This window comes from Corynebacterium sp. c8Ua_99 (assembly GCF_039907185.1).
Taxonomy (GTDB): Bacteria; Actinomycetota; Actinomycetes; order Mycobacteriales; family Mycobacteriaceae; genus Corynebacterium; species Corynebacterium jeikeium_D.
This window is the reverse complement of sequence record NZ_JASBOG010000002.1, coordinates 231,623-248,997: the sequence shown is the minus strand read 5'-3', so window position 1 is coordinate 248,997 and position 17,375 is coordinate 231,623. Positions and strand designations below refer to the sequence as shown.

Genomic DNA, 17,375 nt, shown 5'->3' with positions numbered 1-17,375 from the left:
TGTTTTACTTCCCACAACAGTAGCAAAAAACTACTCGACACCGGCCTCAATCATCCCCTTAAGTTCCTTCTTGAGGTCGAAAATCTCATCGCGCAAGCGCCCCGCGAGCTCGAACTTCAACTCTCGCGCAGCCGCGGCCATCTGCTCCGACAAATCCGCGATGAGCGCCTCGAGCTCCGCCCTCGGCATCTGCTTACCGCTAGCACCATCGGCCGCGCCCGAGCCGTCGGCACGCGAGAGCAGCGCATCAGCGGCCGCACCGGTCTTGCCTTCGTAATCGGTGTCAGCGTTGTCGTAGACCTGATCCAGAATGTCCGCGATCTTCTTGCGCAGCGGCTGCGGATCGATGCCATGCTCAGTGTTGTAAGCAATCTGCTTTTCGCGGCGGCGCTCCGTCTCGTCGATGGCGAACCGCATGGAATCGGTGATCTTGTCGGCGTACATGTGCACCTCGCCGGAGACGTTTCGCGCGGCACGGCCAATCGTCTGAATCAACGAGCGCTCCGAACGCAGGAACCCCTCCTTGTCGGCGTCGAGAATTGCCACCAGCGAAACCTCGGGCAAGTCCAGCCCCTCGCGCAGCAGGTTAATACCGACCAGCACGTCGTACTCGCCGAGACGCAACTGCCGCAGCAGCTCAACGCGTTTGAGCGTATCCACATCCGAATGCATGTACCGCACCTGCACGCCATTTTCGAGCAGGTAGTCGGTCAGATCCTCCGCCATCTTCTTCGTCAGGGTTGTGACGAGAACGCGCTCGTCACGCTCGGTGCGCTTTCGGATCTCGCCGATCAAATCATCGATCTGCCCCTCAGTAGGCTTAACGACGATCTTGGGGTCCACCAGCCCAGTCGGACGAATAACCTGCTCCACATACTCGCCACCGGTCTTTTCGAGCTCATAGTCACCCGGCGTTGCGGACATGAACACGACCTGGCCCACGCGGGCATCGAATTCGTCGAACGTCAGCGGGCGGTTATCCAACGCCGATGGGAGGCGGAAACCGAAGTCGACGAGGTTGCGCTTACGGGAGGCATCGCCCTCGAACATGCCGCCAATCTGCGGCACGGTGACGTGCGACTCATCGATGATGGTGAGGAAGTCCTCCGGGAAATAGTCAATGAGCGTCGCGGGGGCCGAGCCCGGCGCGCGACCATCGATGTGGCGCGAGTAGTTCTCAATGCCGGAGCAGAAGCCGACCTGTTCAATCATTTCGAGGTCGTACTCCGTGCGCATGCGCAGACGCTGTGCTTCCAGCAACTTGCCCCGGTTTTCCAGATCCGCCAGGCGTTCGGCGAGTTCGGCCTTGATGTCCGCGACGGCCCGTTCCATCCGCTCCGGGCCTGCGACATAGTGCGTAGCTGGGAAGATGCGCAGCTCAGGGACTTGGTCGATGACGTCGCCCGTGACTGGATTGAGGTAGTACAGCGAATCAATCTCGTCGCCGAAGAACTCCACCCGCACGGCCTTTTCTTCGTAGGCCGGGATGATGTCGACCACGTCACCTTTTACTCGGAAGGTGCCGCGGGTAAAGGCAATGTCATTGCGGGCGTACTGAATGTCCACCAAAAGGCGCAGGAACTGGTCGCGGTCGACTTCCTCGCCCTCCTTCAGCCACACCGAACGGTCGAGGTATGACTGCGGGGTACCCAGGCCATAGATGCAAGAAACAGAGCTGACGACGACTACGTCGCGACGCGACAGCAGCGCTGAAGTAGCCGAGTGGCGCAGGCGCTCCACGTCCTCGTTGATGGAGGAATCCTTTTCAATATAGGTATCGGTCTGCGCGATGTAGGCCTCGGGTTGGTAGTAGTCGTAGTACGAAACGAAGTACTCGACCGCGTTGTTTGGCAGCAGGCTGCGGAGCTCATTGGCCAGCTGGGCCGCAAGCGTCTTGTTCGGTGCCATGACGAGGGTTGGCCGCTGCACCTTTTCGATCAACCACGCTGCGGTGGCTGACTTACCGGTGCCCGTGGCACCCATCAGGACTACCTCGCGCTCGCCTCTATCTAGGCGCTCCGACAGTTCCGCGATTGCCTGCGGCTGGTCGCCCGACGGTTCGAATTCACTGATGACCTCGAAGTTTCCCTCAGCGCGCTCGACTTCACCGACGGGCCGGAACTCCGAGTGTGCGAGGACGGGTTGCTCTGCTGCAAATGCCATAGTTCCCAGCGTAGCGAAGGCTGTCTTGAAAGCGGCTGGTTACGTTACTTCCTGGGGCTTTGGGCTATCCAGGGCTGGGGCCCAGGGGCCTAGGGTCGGCTGTCGAGTTCCGAGCCAACATTAAGATCGGCACAGATTTGGACAAGGCTGGCATAAAGTCGGTGCCAGGCCAGCAAAGGCGGGTTCCGCTTCACCAGCTGGCCCTTAGTGCGCAGCGGCTGGCTCGTGGTGAAGCGCAAGCCGTCTTATCGATGGTCCACGGCTGCGAGGCTGCGAGGCTGCAAGGCTGCGAGGCTGCGGGAGGCCTGGGTTATCCACACCCTGAAAGTTGTCCACAGATTGGACACGGAGCCTCTCTCACAGAAAATCCCCTGGGCCGCAAGAGCTTAGAGTCCCGACCATGGGAAGTTTCACCACGGCCGAGTTGCGTGCACTCGGCATCGGAGAGAAAAAGACCAGAGCCCTCCTACAACAAGGCAGGCTAACTAAATTGGTACGAGGCCTCTACATTGACGACCACTCTCCCGCCTCAGTCGCCCGAGCAATCACGGGGCATTACAAAAGCATTGCGCTAAGCGGTAAAAGCGCAGCTCAAATCCACTTGAGACTTCCCCTGACACTTCCTATCCAGGCAGAGGGCGCGGGATCAGTTCAGGCCGAGACCTTCTCCATTAGGCACAGTCGTCTGCCGGCCTACACCGACATCAATGGCCTCCCAGTTGTCGAAGCACTCTGGGCAGCACGAGCTTCAAAAGACTATGCACGCAGAATCCTGGAAACACACTACGCCGGCCGGGGCGGCGAGAAGCGACTCAACCACGACCTCAGCCGGATGCGGAAAGTCCCCGCATGGCTGCGTGAAACCATCACCACCACGCCGATTGGCTCATGCAGCGAACTCGAGCGCAAGCTGGCCCGTCCACTAATCAAGCGCGGGTACCGCATCCGAATGAACCAGTACATCGGCCCCTACTGCTTCGACATCCTGCTTGACCAGTGGAAAATAGCCATCGAAGTTGACTCAGAGAAGTACCACGCCAACGAGGACTCGTTCATCACAGATCGCTGGAAGACCAACTCCGGCACGCTGCACGGCTGGATAATCCTAAGGTTCACAGACTCATGCATCAATTGGAATCTCGACAGCGTCCTCGACGAAATCGAGCAGGCAATCCGATGGGTACAAAAGCGCCGTCCCCGCGTGGACTATAAACCAGGATGGCCTGCCTGCCAGAAAGTCTGGGAGTGGAATCCAACGGTTGGCTACGCCAACAAGCAATGACACCTGTCATGGGCAATTCGTGACACCACCTATACGTCCATACCTCTAATCCGCGCTGAACTTGGAACTATGAATCCGGACGTAATTCTCGAGTTCTCCAATATCACCAAGCAATTCAGCAAAGGCCAGGTAACCGCACTCGATGATGTCAGCGCCACCGTCCGCCGCGGTGAGGTCGTCGCCATCCTCGGTGAAAACGGCGCAGGCAAAACCACACTTATCGATCTCATCCTCGGCCTGACCACACCCACCGCCGGCCGCATCGAAGTCAACGGCCAATCATCCAGGAACGCGGTCAATGCTCAGCAGGTCGGCGCTATCTTGCAGACGGGCGGTTTGCTTCCCGACGTAACGGTCGAGGACACACTCAAGATGATTGCCAGTGGCTATTCGGAGCATGTGGCGTTGGCGGACGTCGTAAAGCAAGCGCGGCTGGAACCCTTGCTGAAGCGGAAAGTCGGTAAGTGCTCGGGCGGTGAGCAGCAGCGATTGAAGTTTGCGTTGGCCCTGCTCGGTGATCCGGAGTTGATTGTGTTGGATGAGCCGACAGCGGGGATGGATCCGAGTGCGCGGCGCAATTTTTGGGCGGATATTCATGCCCGGGCGGAGCGTGGCACGACGGTGTTGTTCACCACGCATTACATGGATGAGGCGGAGGATTTTTCGAAGCGAATCATCATGCTGCACAAAGGGCGTATCATGGCGGACTTGGATACGCCGAGCATGCTTGCGCTGAGTAAATCAGTGCTGGTTGAGGCTAATTTTCCGGGTGCGGCACCGGAGCTTTCAGAGCGCACTGAGGTCGATGAGGTCACCTGGTTGAGTAGCGCTGCTGGGGAACCGGCCGGGACCAGTAGGCGCGTGCGGCTGCGGACACGGGATTCGGACTCACTGCTTCGTCACTTGGTAACGGAGACGGATGCGACCGACTTCACGGTCCAGCGCGCGAAGCTTGATGACATTTTCATTTCTATGCAGCGTGACGCAGATGTTGCAGCTGATGCCACGCCCGATGTCGCCGTGGCTGCTGGGAACTAAAGGAAATAACTGGAAAGGATTGCCATGACGTACACCGCGACTGAAACTTCGTCCGACATACCCGGCGCGACTGCTGGTACCAGCGCAACAAAGCTAACCGAATCCCACGGCCTGTCGACATACATCGCCATTCAGATCAAACGCTATCTGTCCGACTGGTCGAACCTGTTCTTCTCCATCGGCCTGCCCATCTTGTTCTTTCTGGTGTTCGGTGCCTCGCTCGACCGCGGCGGCGATGCCTTCCCTCACGGCAATGTCACCGCCTACGTGATGATTGGCATGGCTATTTACGGCGGCGTCACAGCAGCGGTGGCCAGCGCCGGACAAACGATTATGGAGCAAACCACGGGATGGGGTCGCCAGCTTGCGCTGACACCAATGTCGACGTCGCGTATTGTACTAAGCCAGGCAATTCTGGTGCTCTTCGCCGCAGTGTTGCCGATTGCGGCAATGTATCTTCTCGGCCTCGTCATCGGCACCGAGATGGAGCCACGGGCCTGGATTGTCAGCTTCATTCTCTGTGTTGTAACCTGTCTGCCGTTTGGTTTCTACGGCTATGCCTGGGCACTGCTGCTGCCGAAGCCGTCAGCGCTCAGTATCGCGTCGGGCTCGATTGTCGTGCTGTCTTACCTCGGCAACCTCTTTATCCCGATGCAGGGCGCGTTGCTGGCAATCAGCCGCTTCACGCCGCTGTTCGGTTCTGTGACTCTGTCGAGGTATCCGCTGACCGCAGGTCTTACTCCCAGCACGGATACTGGTGCAGGACTCTACACCGAGCCACTGTGGGTGCCCATTGTCAATGTTGCAGTTTGGAGCATCCTGCTAATCGGCTTCTGCATATATCTGAACAAGCGCGAGAAGTCGCGGCTGTAAATAACGCGGCGAAACACGGCTAGATAGCAAACCCAAGCGATAGCCATCGCCTCCATCTAACCTGTGACTAACGAGACCAACTTCCCTCTGCCACCGACCGAGACCGCCTAGGCATCTATGACAACCACTTTGCGACGCAGCTTCAGCCATCCTTTCCAGGGATTCCATGTCTACTCCGCACTGTCGGCTGGCATCTGGATTGTGGTTTTACCCTTCGTCTTCTTCGGTTTCGGCGCCGAAAAGGTCGCTCAGATAACTGCGCTGATTGTCAGCTTTGCGCTGGTGTACATCTTCATCTGGGGCTCACTTCACTACTATCCTCGCGGCTGGTTGCAACGAGCTCGCAACATACTTGCCCTGTGCATAGTCGCAGCGTTCGGCCTGCTCTCCATCCCGCTTGTGGGAAACGGCGCCAGCGCATTCCTGCCATTTGTCGCAGCATTGCTCAGTTGGATGCTGCCCATCATCCCCGCCATCCTCAGCATTGGCGTGCTCGGCGCAACAATCGTTACCATTAGTCATTTCTTGGCTCCGGAAAGCGGTCTCATCTTACCCATCGATGCCCTGTTTTGGGCCGTCGTTGTCTGCTGCGTTGTTCAACTCAGCAGGTTCTCCCAGGAACGAGCCCAGCTCAACCAGGAAATTGAGCTCAGCCAGCAGCGCGACTCCATCGCCCGCGATGTCCACGACGTGCTGGGCCATTCGCTGACGGTCATCTCGCTCAAATCTGAAGTCGCGCGGCGTTTGGTCCACACCAACCCCGATGCCGCCGCTGCCGAACTCGAGGCCATCACCGCTCTGTCGCGCACATCGCTTGCCGAAGTCCGCTCAACAGTCACACGCATGCGCCAGCCGGATCTCGCAGGCGAGCTCGCCGCCGCCGCGCGGGCATTCCACACCGCACACATTGAGGCTTCACTTCCCGACGATTCCAGCGGTGTAACCACCAATGCGAAACTCTTCTCCTGGGTGATTCGCGAGGCCACCACCAATATCATTCGGCATTCTGAGGCGAAGAATGTCTCAATCGAACTCACACCATCCAGCGTGGAAATCATCGACGATGGCATCGGCTTCGACATTTCCGACCTAGGCTGCGATTCCTCCGCGGCTACCACGGGCGAAGGCCAAACTGTCGCCGCTGGTGGATTGGCTGGGCTGAAGCAGCGTGTCCAGGATGCTGGCGGTGACCTCATTATCGAGTCCGCACCAGGTCGCGGCACTCGCCTTGTGGCCACGATGACGCAGTCACGCTTGCAGCGCTCGCACCGCTCCCACCACGCGGGCCGTTCATCCACCACAAGCTCCAAAAACCACCTCACTGACACAACCGTCACCGAATATGCGCGGGAGAATAGATGATTCGCGTTCTCATAGCTGATGATCAGCACCTAGTTCGAGGGGCTTTAAAGGCTCTACTGGAAACCGAACCGGACTTGGACATCGTGGCTGAAGCCGCCGACGGCATTGAAACAACGCAAAAAGTCACCGAGCAGGACGTCGATGTCGCGCTTATTGACATCGAAATGCCGCGCCTCAACGGCATTGACACCATCGCGAAAATTTCTGACCACTGCCGCTGCCTCGTCGTCACTACTTTTGCTCGCCCCGGCTACCTCAAACGCGCACTTCAGGCCGGTGCCAGCGGATTCCTGGCAAAGGACACGCCTCCTGAGCAGCTCGCAGAAGCTATTCGACGCGTCCACTCCGACCTCCGAGTCATCGATCCGGCCTTGGCCGAGGCCTCACTTTTCACGGCCGACTCTCCCCTGACCGACCGCGAAGTCGAGATCGCTCGACTGATTCTCCAAGGCGCTGATACGGGCACAATCGCCGGCCAGCTCTTCATTGCCAAGGGCACGGTGCGCAATCAGGTGTCGTCAATTATCACGAAGACGAATACCTCAAACCGCGTCGAGGCCGCGAAAACTGCTCGCGACAATGGTTGGCTCTAGAAAACAGGTCGAAATACCGCCCTGATTCTCATCGAATCGTTATTACTTTCATAGTGCGAAAACTCCCTACTGCCCACTGCGTGACGCCTACGAACACCCACCACACCTTTGCTTCACGACGTGCACTCATCGCCGGTATCCTCGCCACAACCGCATTGACCTTCACCGCCTGCTCTCAAAACGACGGCGCAGTAACTAGCCAATCGGCAGCTGACACCGCCACCATGACTCAGACTGACGGCAACGCATCAAACGCAAACTCAGAGAATAGGCCGAACCCAACCGGCTCAAACTCTGATGCTGGCGGCAGCAATAACGGTGGCGCTGCCGGAAACTCCGACGACACCTCCGACGATGCAAATTCTTCCGAGACGGCCCCATCACAAAATGGTGGACAAACCAATGGGGATACCGAAACCACGTCTTCGTCGTCAAGCGAAAATGCAGACATCGGCCAGGCGATGAGGGACATCATTTACAGCAACTCGTCGCCGGGGACCACGTTTACCGGGGGCGAGGAGATGACTGTTTACGTGTATGGCGATGGTTACCGCACGAATCTGGTCGTTGCCGGGCCGAATACCAGCTGTGAGTTTACCACCGAGGTCTTCCATCAGCAGACCGACGGTCTCAACGCCACCGCTGATAACATTCGCGATAATTTGAAGCCGAATATTCAGGCAACGAGCCCTGCGACCGGCCAGACCTACGATGTCAGCTGCGGCACGCAGGGCGATGGTGTCGTGGCGTGCAGCGGCGGAAACGACGCACGGATTTATATCAATTAGCGTTGATTGCCATTTCGGGAGCAGGCATTTCGTCTTCACTCGTTGACAGCGCAATTGCTGAATACTGCCCTGGCCGATTGATCAGTTTCGACAGACTTGCGGTAATGGCAGGCAACGATTTCACATCGGTGTAGGTCAAGTATCGAGACTTCCATACAGGCTTGAACTTTTCCTTGTAATTACGCAGCCCGCGGAAGTTATAAATCCGGCCTCCGTAGTTGTACACCAAATAGATGGTTTTTTCGCTGAGCCTGGAATGCGGCCGCGCACCGGTATTCGACATTGGTGCCATACCAAAGTTGAACTCGGTATATCCACGGTCTTTTGCCCATTCCATCAGATTCACGAAAATGCCATCCATCACTCCATCTGGAGCATCAGGTCGAATGCGCATCAAATCCACTGACGCAACCCTTTGCCCTTGCGGCATTATCGAAGCAAATCCTTCGACACGGTCTGAATCCGCCGATCGAACAACTGCAATCGGTGCACGTGACAGATAATTCTCATCAAAGAAACCGAGCGAGAAGCTCATTTCCGTGCGTTTTCCGAGCCACTCCTGCGATGCGTCTCGCAATTCCATAATGAATTCTGGGCTGTACGGTGCCTCGGCAATTTCAAAAGTACAACCAGAGCTTTCTAACTTGTTGTACATACGTCGGAACGTCTTGCCCTTATTACCGACTCGGGTGAAACCCGAAATATCAACCGTCGCATCTTCACCGAGTTTGACCAGGCTCATGCCCTCATTTACACATCGAGCCAAATGGTCTTCGCCCACTTCATAGAATGCGACCGAGCACTGAAAGGTATCCGCATAGTCAATAAAGTCCGCGAACAGTTGATTGAAGGCATCCGGGTCGCCGAATGGATCACCGAGTGCAATCAAGGTCGTGCCATGGGGGCGGTACAGCAACGCTGCACGGTCCGCACCATTTCGCTTATCGACGGTAAAGAAAACCTGCTTATCGCCTAGGTAATACAGATGCGAAAAAGCATTCCCGCCCCATTTTTCAATCAGGGCCTCGAATCGACGTGTCTGCTCTTCGTTTGGGGCTTCGAACTCCGGAGCGCGACAGCGAGAAAACAATACTGCAATTGCCACAGCACATGCGAGCATTACGTAGAAAAGAACCATTGGCCAGTGAGTATTGGCATGCGGGGATGGTGCGGGTACATTGACCACCTTATTTACCCGAAGCGCATGCCAACTCGAAAGAACGATTGGAATAGCAATCGCCAGAGCTGCCGTTGGTACGAAACTACTCCACTTTAATGGGAGTGGATCTCGATCAAACGCACTGCGAGACGCGAATAGTGCAAGTGCAAAGACCCCAAGATAAATAGCCTCTTCGTAGTCGATTCCGCGCACTAGACACGCAACCGCTGCCACCCCAAGCAGCACTAAAACCAGCTGGTAGCAGCGTCTGACTCGTTGGTTAATTCCGCGAGCCAAGATAAGCAACATGACGGCGATAAACAGCACTGTCAAATGCGATGCACGCCGGACAGTGCTCGGCAAAACTTCTTCGATAATCCGAATACGTGAAGCAATTTCAGGTGTCAGCGCCGAAACAAAGAGCAAAAGACTAGAGAAAACGGTGATAACTGCGAGTATCCGAGCCATGACACGGTGCGGAAAATCGGACTCGAGTTCTTTCACGCTGTCGGAGACCCAAAAGACCGCCGCCAGCAGCCACGGAACGATGTAATAGAAAACGCGGTACAGTACAAGGCCAAGCAGAATATGGTTAGTGTCGAGGCCAACTTTGGCGCACAGCGCAAACACTGTGAGGTCGAAGCTACCAGCTCCTGCAGGCAGGAAAGATAGCAATCCGGCCAGAGTGGCGGTTGCAAAAATAAAGATAGCAATCGGGAGTGAAAACTCCGGTGTGAACACCCGAACGCATACCCAGAAGAACAGCCCAGCTGCTGCCCAATCAACGACTGAGGTGCCGAGAAGATACCACTTTTCCCGCTTTCCTATCTGCGCAAAAGTCGTTTTTCTTAAATCAATTACGCCAAGTTTAAATCTATCCGCTAAGAAAAACAGCGGCAGATAAAAACATGAGATTATGGCGACGACAATTAACCAGCCATCGAAATGCACTGCGTACGGCAACGTTATTGCCAACATTACGAATAACCCGAGTAGGTTGGCAGCCCACACACTTGCCGAAACACCAATGGACTTACCTCGGTCCGCACCCGCCCAGGTATAGTATTTCGCACGGATTGTACCTCCGGTGAGCCCACCGAATCCGGCGAAATTATTAAAGGCCTGCGCAATCCAGCCAATCTTCAATGCTTCGCGTGGCGACACCTCCACACCGGCATATTTGGAGGCGACCAAGTCGTAGAGTCCCGTCGCACTGAACGCAATCAGACCTAACACCATGATGATTGCGTTTACGTGCATCGACGTATCAGCAAAAATTTCTCGAAGTTGGCTTCCTGAAATGGCGGCAAACTGGCCACGAGCCACAAGCACGATAATGGAGATTATCGCGATATAGAAAACAATCTTTAAGATTTTTCCGTGCGCCTTAAGCCACTGGTACAAGGATTGCATCGTCATACCTTTAACTCCGATCTTTAATTTCGCAGATGATCTAAACCAGACAGCCATACTTTTGATGGCCGCATCGAGAAAAATAGTGTTCTTGTGTTCTAGTGGCTTTGCGCCCGGATAAGATTCATTTTCTCCGCAAGCCAGGGGAGCTCGTCGTCAAGCGCGCGATCCCACACTTTCCATTCGTGCGTACCGGAATAGGTGCGCTCTTGGACGTCCATTCCCTGTTCCCGTCCGGCTCGGCAGACTTTCCACAGCCCTTCGATGACATCTTTAGATTCCTCATCGCCTATGGAACAGAATGCGGAATAACCTGTGAAGTCTTCGCCAGAAGCGAAAATCGATAACGGATTATTTGCCTCAAACGTGGCCTTGTCGCCACCAAAGCCCTTCTCGATTGTCGTCTCAAGGTTGTGCAGATTTGGGAACTCCTCGCCTGACATGTCCAGCACGGTACGATACGGGCCTCCCTTACGGCTGAGAACTTGCATCGCGCAGGTACCACCATTGGACAATCCACCTACTGCCCACGACTGCGGTCGAGTATCTACTTGGAAATGTTGCTCCAACCACGCCGGTACGTCATGTTCCAAATAGGTTGCGACCGCCCCATTTTCAGTGTCGGAGCAGAGCGGATTCTTGAAGCTCGAAGATAGCTGATCAACTATCGCCACAATCGGCGCCAAACCATTGTGTTGCTCAGCAAAGCGATCCATAGTATTTTTCAGGTCGCCGTTTACCAGCCAATCCTTCGACGTACCCGGCTGTCCTGGCATCAGTACAAGCACAGGCAGCAGAGGACGAGGTCGAGCGAAATAGGCAGCTGGAACATAGATAATGGAGGAGCGCGGAGAAAAGTCAGTAGCAGGGATATCTGCTTGCACGAGAACGCTGCTATCAGAGCTCAGTTTTTCGACTTGGCGTGGCCGCCACCGTTGTTCCAAGGATGTTTGTTTTGCCGACTCACTGTCACCGGGACGATAAACATCCGCGACCGGCGCGAGCCCATCTACCTCGCCAAAAGCCTGCACTTTGCCTGGTCCGCGTAGCACCTGGGCCAAGTTTGCATACGTGCCATAGTGAATATTGGGAACGGCATAGGCGCCGAGTACTGATAATGAGCAGACGAGAAGACCCGCAATGATGCGCCTAGGCTTCTTGGAAAACGCAATTACAACTAGAGCAACGATGCCGGACAAGCCAGATGCGAATGGTCCGAAAACTTCAATACCGATGTAGTCCGGGATCGGTCGCCACACCTTATTAAGCACATACCAGCCGATGGTGCTCACCACAGAGACAGCCACTACAATCGCGCAAACTTGAATTAGTCCCGATTTTCTAGAGCTGTTCCCCTTTGCAACCAGCCAAAGGAGAAACCCGAGAGTCAGCAGCATTAGTATAACTGCGATAATTTCTGGAACTCTGCCACGCAGCTGTACCAATTTGGCAGCCTCAAGGGCGTACCACGACCAATCTTGCATGCGGTAAAGACTATTTTTTAAAAGGAAGAGAATGCACAGAATATCTGAAGCTCTTATCTAGAATTGTCGCTTCGATTTGTAGCGCTCAGAGATGGCACGCCAAAGCTGGTGTACACAGCTTCGCGGACTGACGACCATCACATCCTGCAGCTTCATGCTTCGAACTCATGAGATTCCACCTACAGTGAAACCATGACTGTTTCCCGCTTGCGCCCCTTCGGCGAGACCATCTTCGCCACCATGTCCCGCCTCGCTACCGAGCACGAGGCAATCAATCTTGGGCAGGGCTTCCCCGATTGGGATGGGCCGGCGGAGGTGCTCGCGGAGGCGCGACATCAGATAGCTGGAGGAAACAACCAGTACGGCCCCGGCCGCGGCATGAAGGTGCTCCGCGAGGCTATCGTCGCCGATCGCGCCCGCCGCACGGGGCAGGTCTACGATGCCGACACCGAATGCCTCGTCACGGTCGGTGCCACGGAGGCGATTGCCGCCACCACCTTGGGGCATCTCGAACCCGGCAGCCACGTCATCGTCATCGAGCCGTACTACGACTCGTACAAAGCCGCCATCGCACTGGCTAACTGCACATATACCGCGGTGCCGCTCATCCCCGCAGCTTCCGGCAGGGCACGCTCCTGGTCGCTCGACCGCAGCGCGCTTGCCGATGCCGTCACCGCTAAAACGGCCATGATCATCATCAATTCTCCGCACAACCCCACCGGCACCGTCCTCACGGACGAGGATTTGCAGGCCATCGCCGATGCCGCCATCGGAAACAATCTGCTCGTGCTTGCCGACGAAGTCTACGAACGCCTGTACTTCAACGGATTGTCACACTCTTCCATCAGCGCTCTGCCCGGCATGCGCGAGCGAACCATTGTCGTGTCCAGCGCCGCAAAAACCTTCAACGTCACTGGCTGGAAGATTGGCTGGGCGCTCGCCCCGACTGAGCTACTCGATGGTGTCGTCAAGGCCAAGCAGTTCTTGAGCTATGTCGGCGCCACTCCCCTTCAGCCCGCAGTCGCCCGTGGCCTGCAGGAATGTGCCCCTTGGGTGGACGAGCTGGCGGGTCAGCTCGAGGACAACATGCGGCTCCTCGCCGATGGGTTGGAAGGCCTGGGCGCTGACGTCTTCACGCCGCAGGCAGGGTATTTTGTCGTCGCCGATGTCTCGAGCTGGGGGCTTGGCGACGCCCTGGAGACCTGCACCCGCCTGGTCAAGGAATGCCGCGTCGCAGCCATCCCCGTCACCGCTTTTGTGGATGACCCAGAGTCAGAAAAGTACCGCTACCTGGTGCGGTTCGCTTTCTGCAAGCGCGCCGAGGTGATTGAGAAGGCTATCACCCGGCTGCGGAATTATCTTGCTGCCCGGCCTGCAGCTGACGAATCTGATTCAGCGGCTGAATAATCCGCTCCCAAATCCGGTCGACCTGGCGCACGAGGTCCTCCTCGGTGCCTGAGTTTTCCAGAACTACGTCGGCGAACTGCAGGCGCTTATCATCGCTGATTTGCTTAGCGATGCGCTGCTTCGCATCCTCTCGGTCTACACCGCGGCTTTCCACCAGACGGTCGAGACGGACCTCCACCGGGGTATGCACAACTACGACGAGGTCCTGTGCTTCCGACTGCCCCATTTCAATCAACAGCGGAGAGTCAAAAACAATGATGGCGTCACCTGCCGCGTTGAACTGCTCTTCGGTGCGCTGCTCAATACGCGGATGGGTGATGGAGTTCAGCAGCTCCGTCTTCTCCGCGGATACGAAGGCGCGCTTCGCAAGCTCGCCGCGGTTGAGGGAGCCGTCGTCAAGCAAAATGCCCTCGCCGAAAGCTTCGGCGAGTTCGGCAAGCGTCGGTTCCCCGGGTTCGACGACGTCGCGAGCGATCTGATCAGCGTCGATGATGACGGCACCGAGCTCGGCAAACCTACGGGCGACCGTAGATTTCCCACTGCCCATGCCGCCGGTTAATCCTACTTTGAGCATGTCTCTAAGGGTACGTGGACACGCCCCCGCACGTTAGTGCTTTACGACGAGATCCTCGATGCGGTGACCCTCTTCAACGGGATCTGGGTTGACTGGGACCGGGGCGGTGCCGTTACCGAATGGGCTGCTACCAAGGGCCTCACGGCCGTGCGGCTGGAGCAGGTCAGAGAGCTCCGGCCCCTTCGGGACAATCCCTAAAGGATTGAGGTCGCGATGGACCTCGTAGTAATGGCGCTTGATATCGACGAGGTCAGTGGTGTCGCCGAAGCCCGGAGTCTGGAAGAGATCACGCAGGTAGTTGTATAGAACCGGCATCTCGGAAATCTTGCTCCGGTTGCACTTGAAGTGGCCGTGGTAGACGGCATCGAAGCGGATCAGGGTCGTGTAAAGGCGAATGTCGGCCTCAGTGATGTGGTCGCCCATGAGGTAACGGCGGGTCTCTAAGCGCTCAGAAACCTTGTCTAGGGCATCGAACAGCCGGTCGTAAGCCTTGTCGTAGGAGTCCTGCGAGCCTGCGAAACCACAGCGGTAGACGCCGTTGTTGATCTCGGTGTAGATGAACTGCATAAGCTCATCCATTTCCTCGCGCATCTCCACCGGGTAAAGATCCGGGGCGCCTTCGCGGTGGAACTCGGTCCACTCGGTAATGAAGTCCAAGGTGATCCAGGGAAAGTCATTGGTCACGACCTCGCCCGACTCGATCTCGACGATGGCCGGAACAGTAATGCCACGCTGGTAGTCCGGGAAACGCTTGAGGAATGCCTCCTGCAGGCGCTCGTAGCCGAGTACTTCATCGCGGCCACCTGGGCCTTTGTCGAATGTCCAGGAGCGGGCATCGTGCACTGGCCCTGGAATTCCGACTGAAATTGCATCTTCCAAGCCGAGCAACCTGCGAACAATAAGCGTGCGGTGTGCCCATGGGCACGCGCGAGCTGCGATGAGGCGGTAGTGACCGGCTTCAACGGGCCACGTCTTAATTCCGTCGCCTACCTCGCGACCGTTCTTAACAATGCGGTCGTTGATATAGCGGGTGTCGCGGTTAAAGTCCTTACCCTCCTGCGAGTACACACCGCCTGTGGAGTGGGAGGAATCCTCTACGTGATTAGCCTGATTCTTTGTTGTCATGTCACCAATCATATGGGCAGAAAGATAGGCTGTCAACGGCAGTAAAGACCGCCAGAGCCACCAAAATCGACAGGACCACCGGGGCATTAGAGTCATTAGGGCCATTAGGACGGCTTGCGCTTCGCCAGTAGCCGGTTACTGTGCAGCAAACTACTTCTGGTGAAGCGTAAGCCCGCCCTAGGCAACAGCGGTGCCCCCTTCATGGCCCAAAGCCCCACCACCCGGACCAAAGATGCAGCAAGCACCCAAGCCGCCGCTATAAGAACAAGGCCGAGCAGGTGCCCGTCGTAAAGCAAAGAAGGCACGAAAAAGCCCCAGCGAGGAAAACCTCGCCGGGGCGATTTCTCAAAGGGACGTGTAAGCCCCTTAGAGGCCTAGCTTAGTTGCCAGCCAGCTTCTCGCGCAGAGCAGCGAGCTGCTCGTCGGAAGCCAGGGTGCCGCCTGCGTTGTCTGCAGCCGGTGCGGCCGGAGCAGCCGGAGCTGCCTCGCCGGACTCGGAGGAGTAGTTCGAAGCGGTCTCTGCAGCCTCGGCAGCTGCAGCGCGGTGACGCTCGATCTGGGCAGCGTGCAGCTGGTGGTGACGCTCTGCCTCCGCGTAGCGAGCCTCCCACTCTGCGCGCTGAGTCTCGAAGCCTTCCATCCACTCGTTGGTCTCCGGGTCGAAGCCCTCCGGGAAGATGTAGTTGCCCTGCTCGTCGTAGGAGTCGCCCATGCCGTACTTGGTCGGGTCGAACTCTTCGGTGAAGTCCTCGTCAGCCTGCTTGAGGGACAGGGAGATACGACGACGCTCGAGGTCGATGTCGATGACCTTGACCATGACCTGCTCGTCGACGGAGACAATCTGGTCCGGAACATCGATGTGGCGGGAAGCCAGCTCGGAGATGTGAACCAGGCCCTCGATGCCCTCCTCGACGCGGACGAACGCGCCGAACGGAACCAGCTTGGTGACCTTGCCCGGAACAATCTGGCCGATTGCGTGAGTGCGGGCGAAGACGCGCCACGGATCTTCCTGAGTAGCCTTCAGGGACAGGGAAACGCGCTCGCGGTTCAGGTCGACCTCGAGAACCTCGACGGTGACCTCGTCGCCAACCTGGACAACCTCGGACGGGTGGTCGATGTGCTTCCAGGACAGCTCGGAAACGTGAACCAGGCCGTCAACACCGCCGAGATCGACGAATGCGCCGAAGTTGACGATGGAGGAAACGACACCCTTGCGGACCTGGCCCTTCTGCAGCTGGTGCAGGAACTCAGAGCGGACCTCAGACTGGGTCTGCTCGAGCCATGCACGGCGGGACAGAACGACGTTGTTGCGGTTCTTGTCGAGCTCGATGATCTTGGCCTCAATCTCCTGGCCGATGTACGGCTGGAGGTCGCGGACACGACGCATCTCGACGAGGGAAGCCGGCAGGAAGCCGCGCAGGCCGATGTCGAGGATCAGGCCGCCCTTGACGACCTCGATGACGGTACCGGTAACCGGCTCGTCGTTCTCCTTGAGCTGCTCGATGGTGCCCCAAGCACGCTCGTACTGAGCGCGCTTCTTGGACAGGATGAGGCGGCCTTCCTTGTCTTCCTTGGTCAGGACCAGCGCGTCGATCTCATCGCCAACTTCGACCACTTCGTCAGGGTCGACATCGTGCTTGATGGACAGTTCGCGGGAAGGAATGACACCTTCAGTCTTGTAGCCGATGTCGAGAAGAACCTCGTCGCGGTCAACCTTAACGACGGTGCCCTCAACGATGTCACCATCGTTGAAGTACTTCATCGTCGAGTCGACAGCGGCCAGGAAATCCTCAGCGGTGCCAATGTCGTTGATGGCAACCTGAGGGACGTTAGAAGTGGACATATAAGATGTGCTCCGAAGCGGATAGAAATCGAAAAACGGACAATTTCGGCCTTGCCCCTCAAAGAAACACCTGGACAACCGGGCCAAATCCGCTTTCGGCGAATCTCGCCATTGGCAATTAGTTAACCCGATGTCCCTGGAGCTCGAGGCTGCAAAGTCGGCACGCTAATGCATACCTAGCGAACAATACCGATTTGAGCTGCGACATTCAAGTCCGCAACACATCCACGGCAAGCCCGCGACAAGTCCACCTACCAGCACTACGGCCCGA

Annotated in this window: 13 protein-coding genes; 7 read left to right on the top strand and 6 right to left on the bottom strand. The window is 57.0% G+C overall.

The window, feature by feature from the left end; all coding sequences use genetic code 11:
• Positions 1–30: 30 nt before the first annotated feature.
• Positions 31–2,163 (bottom strand): excinuclease ABC subunit UvrB, encoded by a 2,133-nt coding sequence (gene uvrB, locus QKE19_RS02385; RefSeq protein ID WP_016422912.1) that lies wholly within the window; start codon positions 2,161–2,163, stop codon positions 31–33.
• 400 nt (positions 2,164–2,563) lie between these two features.
• On the opposite strand from uvrB, the gene QKE19_RS02380 reads away from it, so the two are divergent.
• From QKE19_RS02380 to QKE19_RS02355, 6 genes are all read left to right on the top strand, one after another.
• Complete coding sequence (locus QKE19_RS02380; RefSeq protein WP_069359792.1) at positions 2,564–3,445, top strand: type IV toxin-antitoxin system AbiEi family antitoxin domain-containing protein; 882 nt, start codon at positions 2,564–2,566, stop codon at positions 3,443–3,445.
• Positions 3,446–3,514: 69 nt separating this feature from the next.
• The gene (locus QKE19_RS02375; protein WP_005511996.1) at positions 3,515–4,483 is read left to right on the top strand and encodes an ABC transporter ATP-binding protein; all 969 of its coding nucleotides are present in this window, start codon (positions 3,515–3,517) and stop codon (positions 4,481–4,483) included.
• 24 nt (positions 4,484–4,507) lie between these two features.
• Positions 4,508–5,356, top strand: coding sequence for a hypothetical protein (locus QKE19_RS02370; RefSeq protein WP_048732182.1), 849 nt, complete (start codon positions 4,508–4,510; stop codon positions 5,354–5,356).
• A gap of 117 nt (positions 5,357–5,473) precedes the next feature.
• Positions 5,474–6,718 (top strand): sensor histidine kinase, encoded by a 1,245-nt coding sequence (locus QKE19_RS02365; RefSeq protein WP_070858870.1) that lies wholly within the window; start codon positions 5,474–5,476, stop codon positions 6,716–6,718.
• Positions 6,715–7,311: a response regulator transcription factor gene (locus tag QKE19_RS02360; protein WP_048732178.1), complete on the top strand. Its 597-nt coding sequence runs from the start codon at positions 6,715–6,717 to the stop codon at positions 7,309–7,311. Before QKE19_RS02365 ends, QKE19_RS02360 begins: the two co-directional genes overlap by 4 nt.
• Positions 7,312–7,391: 80 nt before the next feature.
• The gene (locus QKE19_RS02355; RefSeq protein WP_016422918.1) at positions 7,392–8,099 is read left to right on the top strand and encodes a hypothetical protein; all 708 of its coding nucleotides are present in this window, start codon (positions 7,392–7,394) and stop codon (positions 8,097–8,099) included.
• Here QKE19_RS02355 and mprF read toward each other — a convergent pair.
• Both mprF and QKE19_RS02345 read right to left on the bottom strand, forming a co-directional pair.
• The gene (gene mprF, locus QKE19_RS02350; RefSeq protein ID WP_048732175.1) at positions 8,092–10,677 is read right to left on the bottom strand and encodes a bifunctional lysylphosphatidylglycerol flippase/synthetase MprF; all 2,586 of its coding nucleotides are present in this window, start codon (positions 10,675–10,677) and stop codon (positions 8,092–8,094) included. The genes QKE19_RS02355 and mprF overlap by 8 nt on opposite strands.
• 92 nt (positions 10,678–10,769) lie before the next feature.
• Complete coding sequence (locus QKE19_RS02345) at positions 10,770–12,155, bottom strand: alpha/beta hydrolase-fold protein (protein ID WP_016422920.1); 1,386 nt, start codon at positions 12,153–12,155, stop codon at positions 10,770–10,772.
• Between the two features lie 192 nt (positions 12,156–12,347).
• On the opposite strand from QKE19_RS02345, the gene QKE19_RS02340 reads away from it, so the two are divergent.
• Positions 12,348–13,562 (top strand): aminotransferase class I/II-fold pyridoxal phosphate-dependent enzyme, encoded by a 1,215-nt coding sequence (locus tag QKE19_RS02340; protein WP_347890291.1) that lies wholly within the window; start codon positions 12,348–12,350, stop codon positions 13,560–13,562.
• On the opposite strand, the gene coaE is transcribed toward QKE19_RS02340, so the two are convergent.
• The 3 genes from coaE to rpsA form a co-directional block, all read right to left on the bottom strand.
• Positions 13,495–14,136, bottom strand: a complete 642-nt coding sequence (gene coaE / locus QKE19_RS02335) for a dephospho-CoA kinase (RefSeq protein WP_070437647.1) — start codon at positions 14,134–14,136, stop codon at positions 13,495–13,497. The two genes, QKE19_RS02340 and coaE, sit on opposite strands and share 68 nt — an antisense overlap.
• Before the next feature lie 33 nt (positions 14,137–14,169).
• On the bottom strand, positions 14,170–15,261 hold the full coding sequence (locus QKE19_RS02330) for a glutathione S-transferase C-terminal domain-containing protein (RefSeq protein WP_347890289.1): 1,092 nt from the start codon (positions 15,259–15,261) through the stop codon (positions 14,170–14,172).
• A gap of 379 nt (positions 15,262–15,640) precedes the next feature.
• Positions 15,641–17,104, bottom strand: coding sequence for a 30S ribosomal protein S1 (rpsA, locus tag QKE19_RS02325; protein WP_005510285.1), 1,464 nt, complete (start codon positions 17,102–17,104; stop codon positions 15,641–15,643).
• Positions 17,105–17,375 lie beyond the last annotated feature (271 nt).

What these genes read in the sequence shown, in the direction of transcription:
- QKE19_RS02365 (WP_070858870.1), top strand. Translation starts at nt 5,474, where the DNA reads ATGACAACCACTTTGCGACGCAGCTTCAGCCATCCTTTCCAGGGATTC.
- mprF (WP_048732175.1), bottom strand. Translation starts at nt 10,677, where the DNA reads ATGACGATGCAATCCTTGTACCAGTGGCTTAAGGCGCACGGAAAAATC.
- QKE19_RS02330 (WP_347890289.1), bottom strand. Translation starts at nt 15,261, where the DNA reads ATGACAACAAAGAATCAGGCTAATCACGTAGAGGATTCCTCCCACTCC.
- uvrB (WP_016422912.1), bottom strand. Translation starts at nt 2,163, where the DNA reads ATGGCATTTGCAGCAGAGCAACCCGTCCTCGCACACTCGGAGTTCCGG.
- QKE19_RS02345 (WP_016422920.1), bottom strand. Translation starts at nt 12,155, where the DNA reads ATGCAAGATTGGTCGTGGTACGCCCTTGAGGCTGCCAAATTGGTACAG.
- rpsA (WP_005510285.1), bottom strand. Translation starts at nt 17,104, where the DNA reads ATGTCCACTTCTAACGTCCCTCAGGTTGCCATCAACGACATTGGCACC.
- QKE19_RS02370 (WP_048732182.1), top strand. Translation starts at nt 4,508, where the DNA reads ATGACGTACACCGCGACTGAAACTTCGTCCGACATACCCGGCGCGACT.
- QKE19_RS02375 (WP_005511996.1), top strand. Translation starts at nt 3,515, where the DNA reads ATGAATCCGGACGTAATTCTCGAGTTCTCCAATATCACCAAGCAATTC.
- QKE19_RS02340 (WP_347890291.1), top strand. Translation starts at nt 12,348, where the DNA reads ATGACTGTTTCCCGCTTGCGCCCCTTCGGCGAGACCATCTTCGCCACC.
- coaE (WP_070437647.1), bottom strand. Translation starts at nt 14,136, where the DNA reads ATGCTCAAAGTAGGATTAACCGGCGGCATGGGCAGTGGGAAATCTACG.
- QKE19_RS02360 (WP_048732178.1), top strand. Translation starts at nt 6,715, where the DNA reads ATGATTCGCGTTCTCATAGCTGATGATCAGCACCTAGTTCGAGGGGCT.
- QKE19_RS02380 (WP_069359792.1), top strand. Translation starts at nt 2,564, where the DNA reads ATGGGAAGTTTCACCACGGCCGAGTTGCGTGCACTCGGCATCGGAGAG.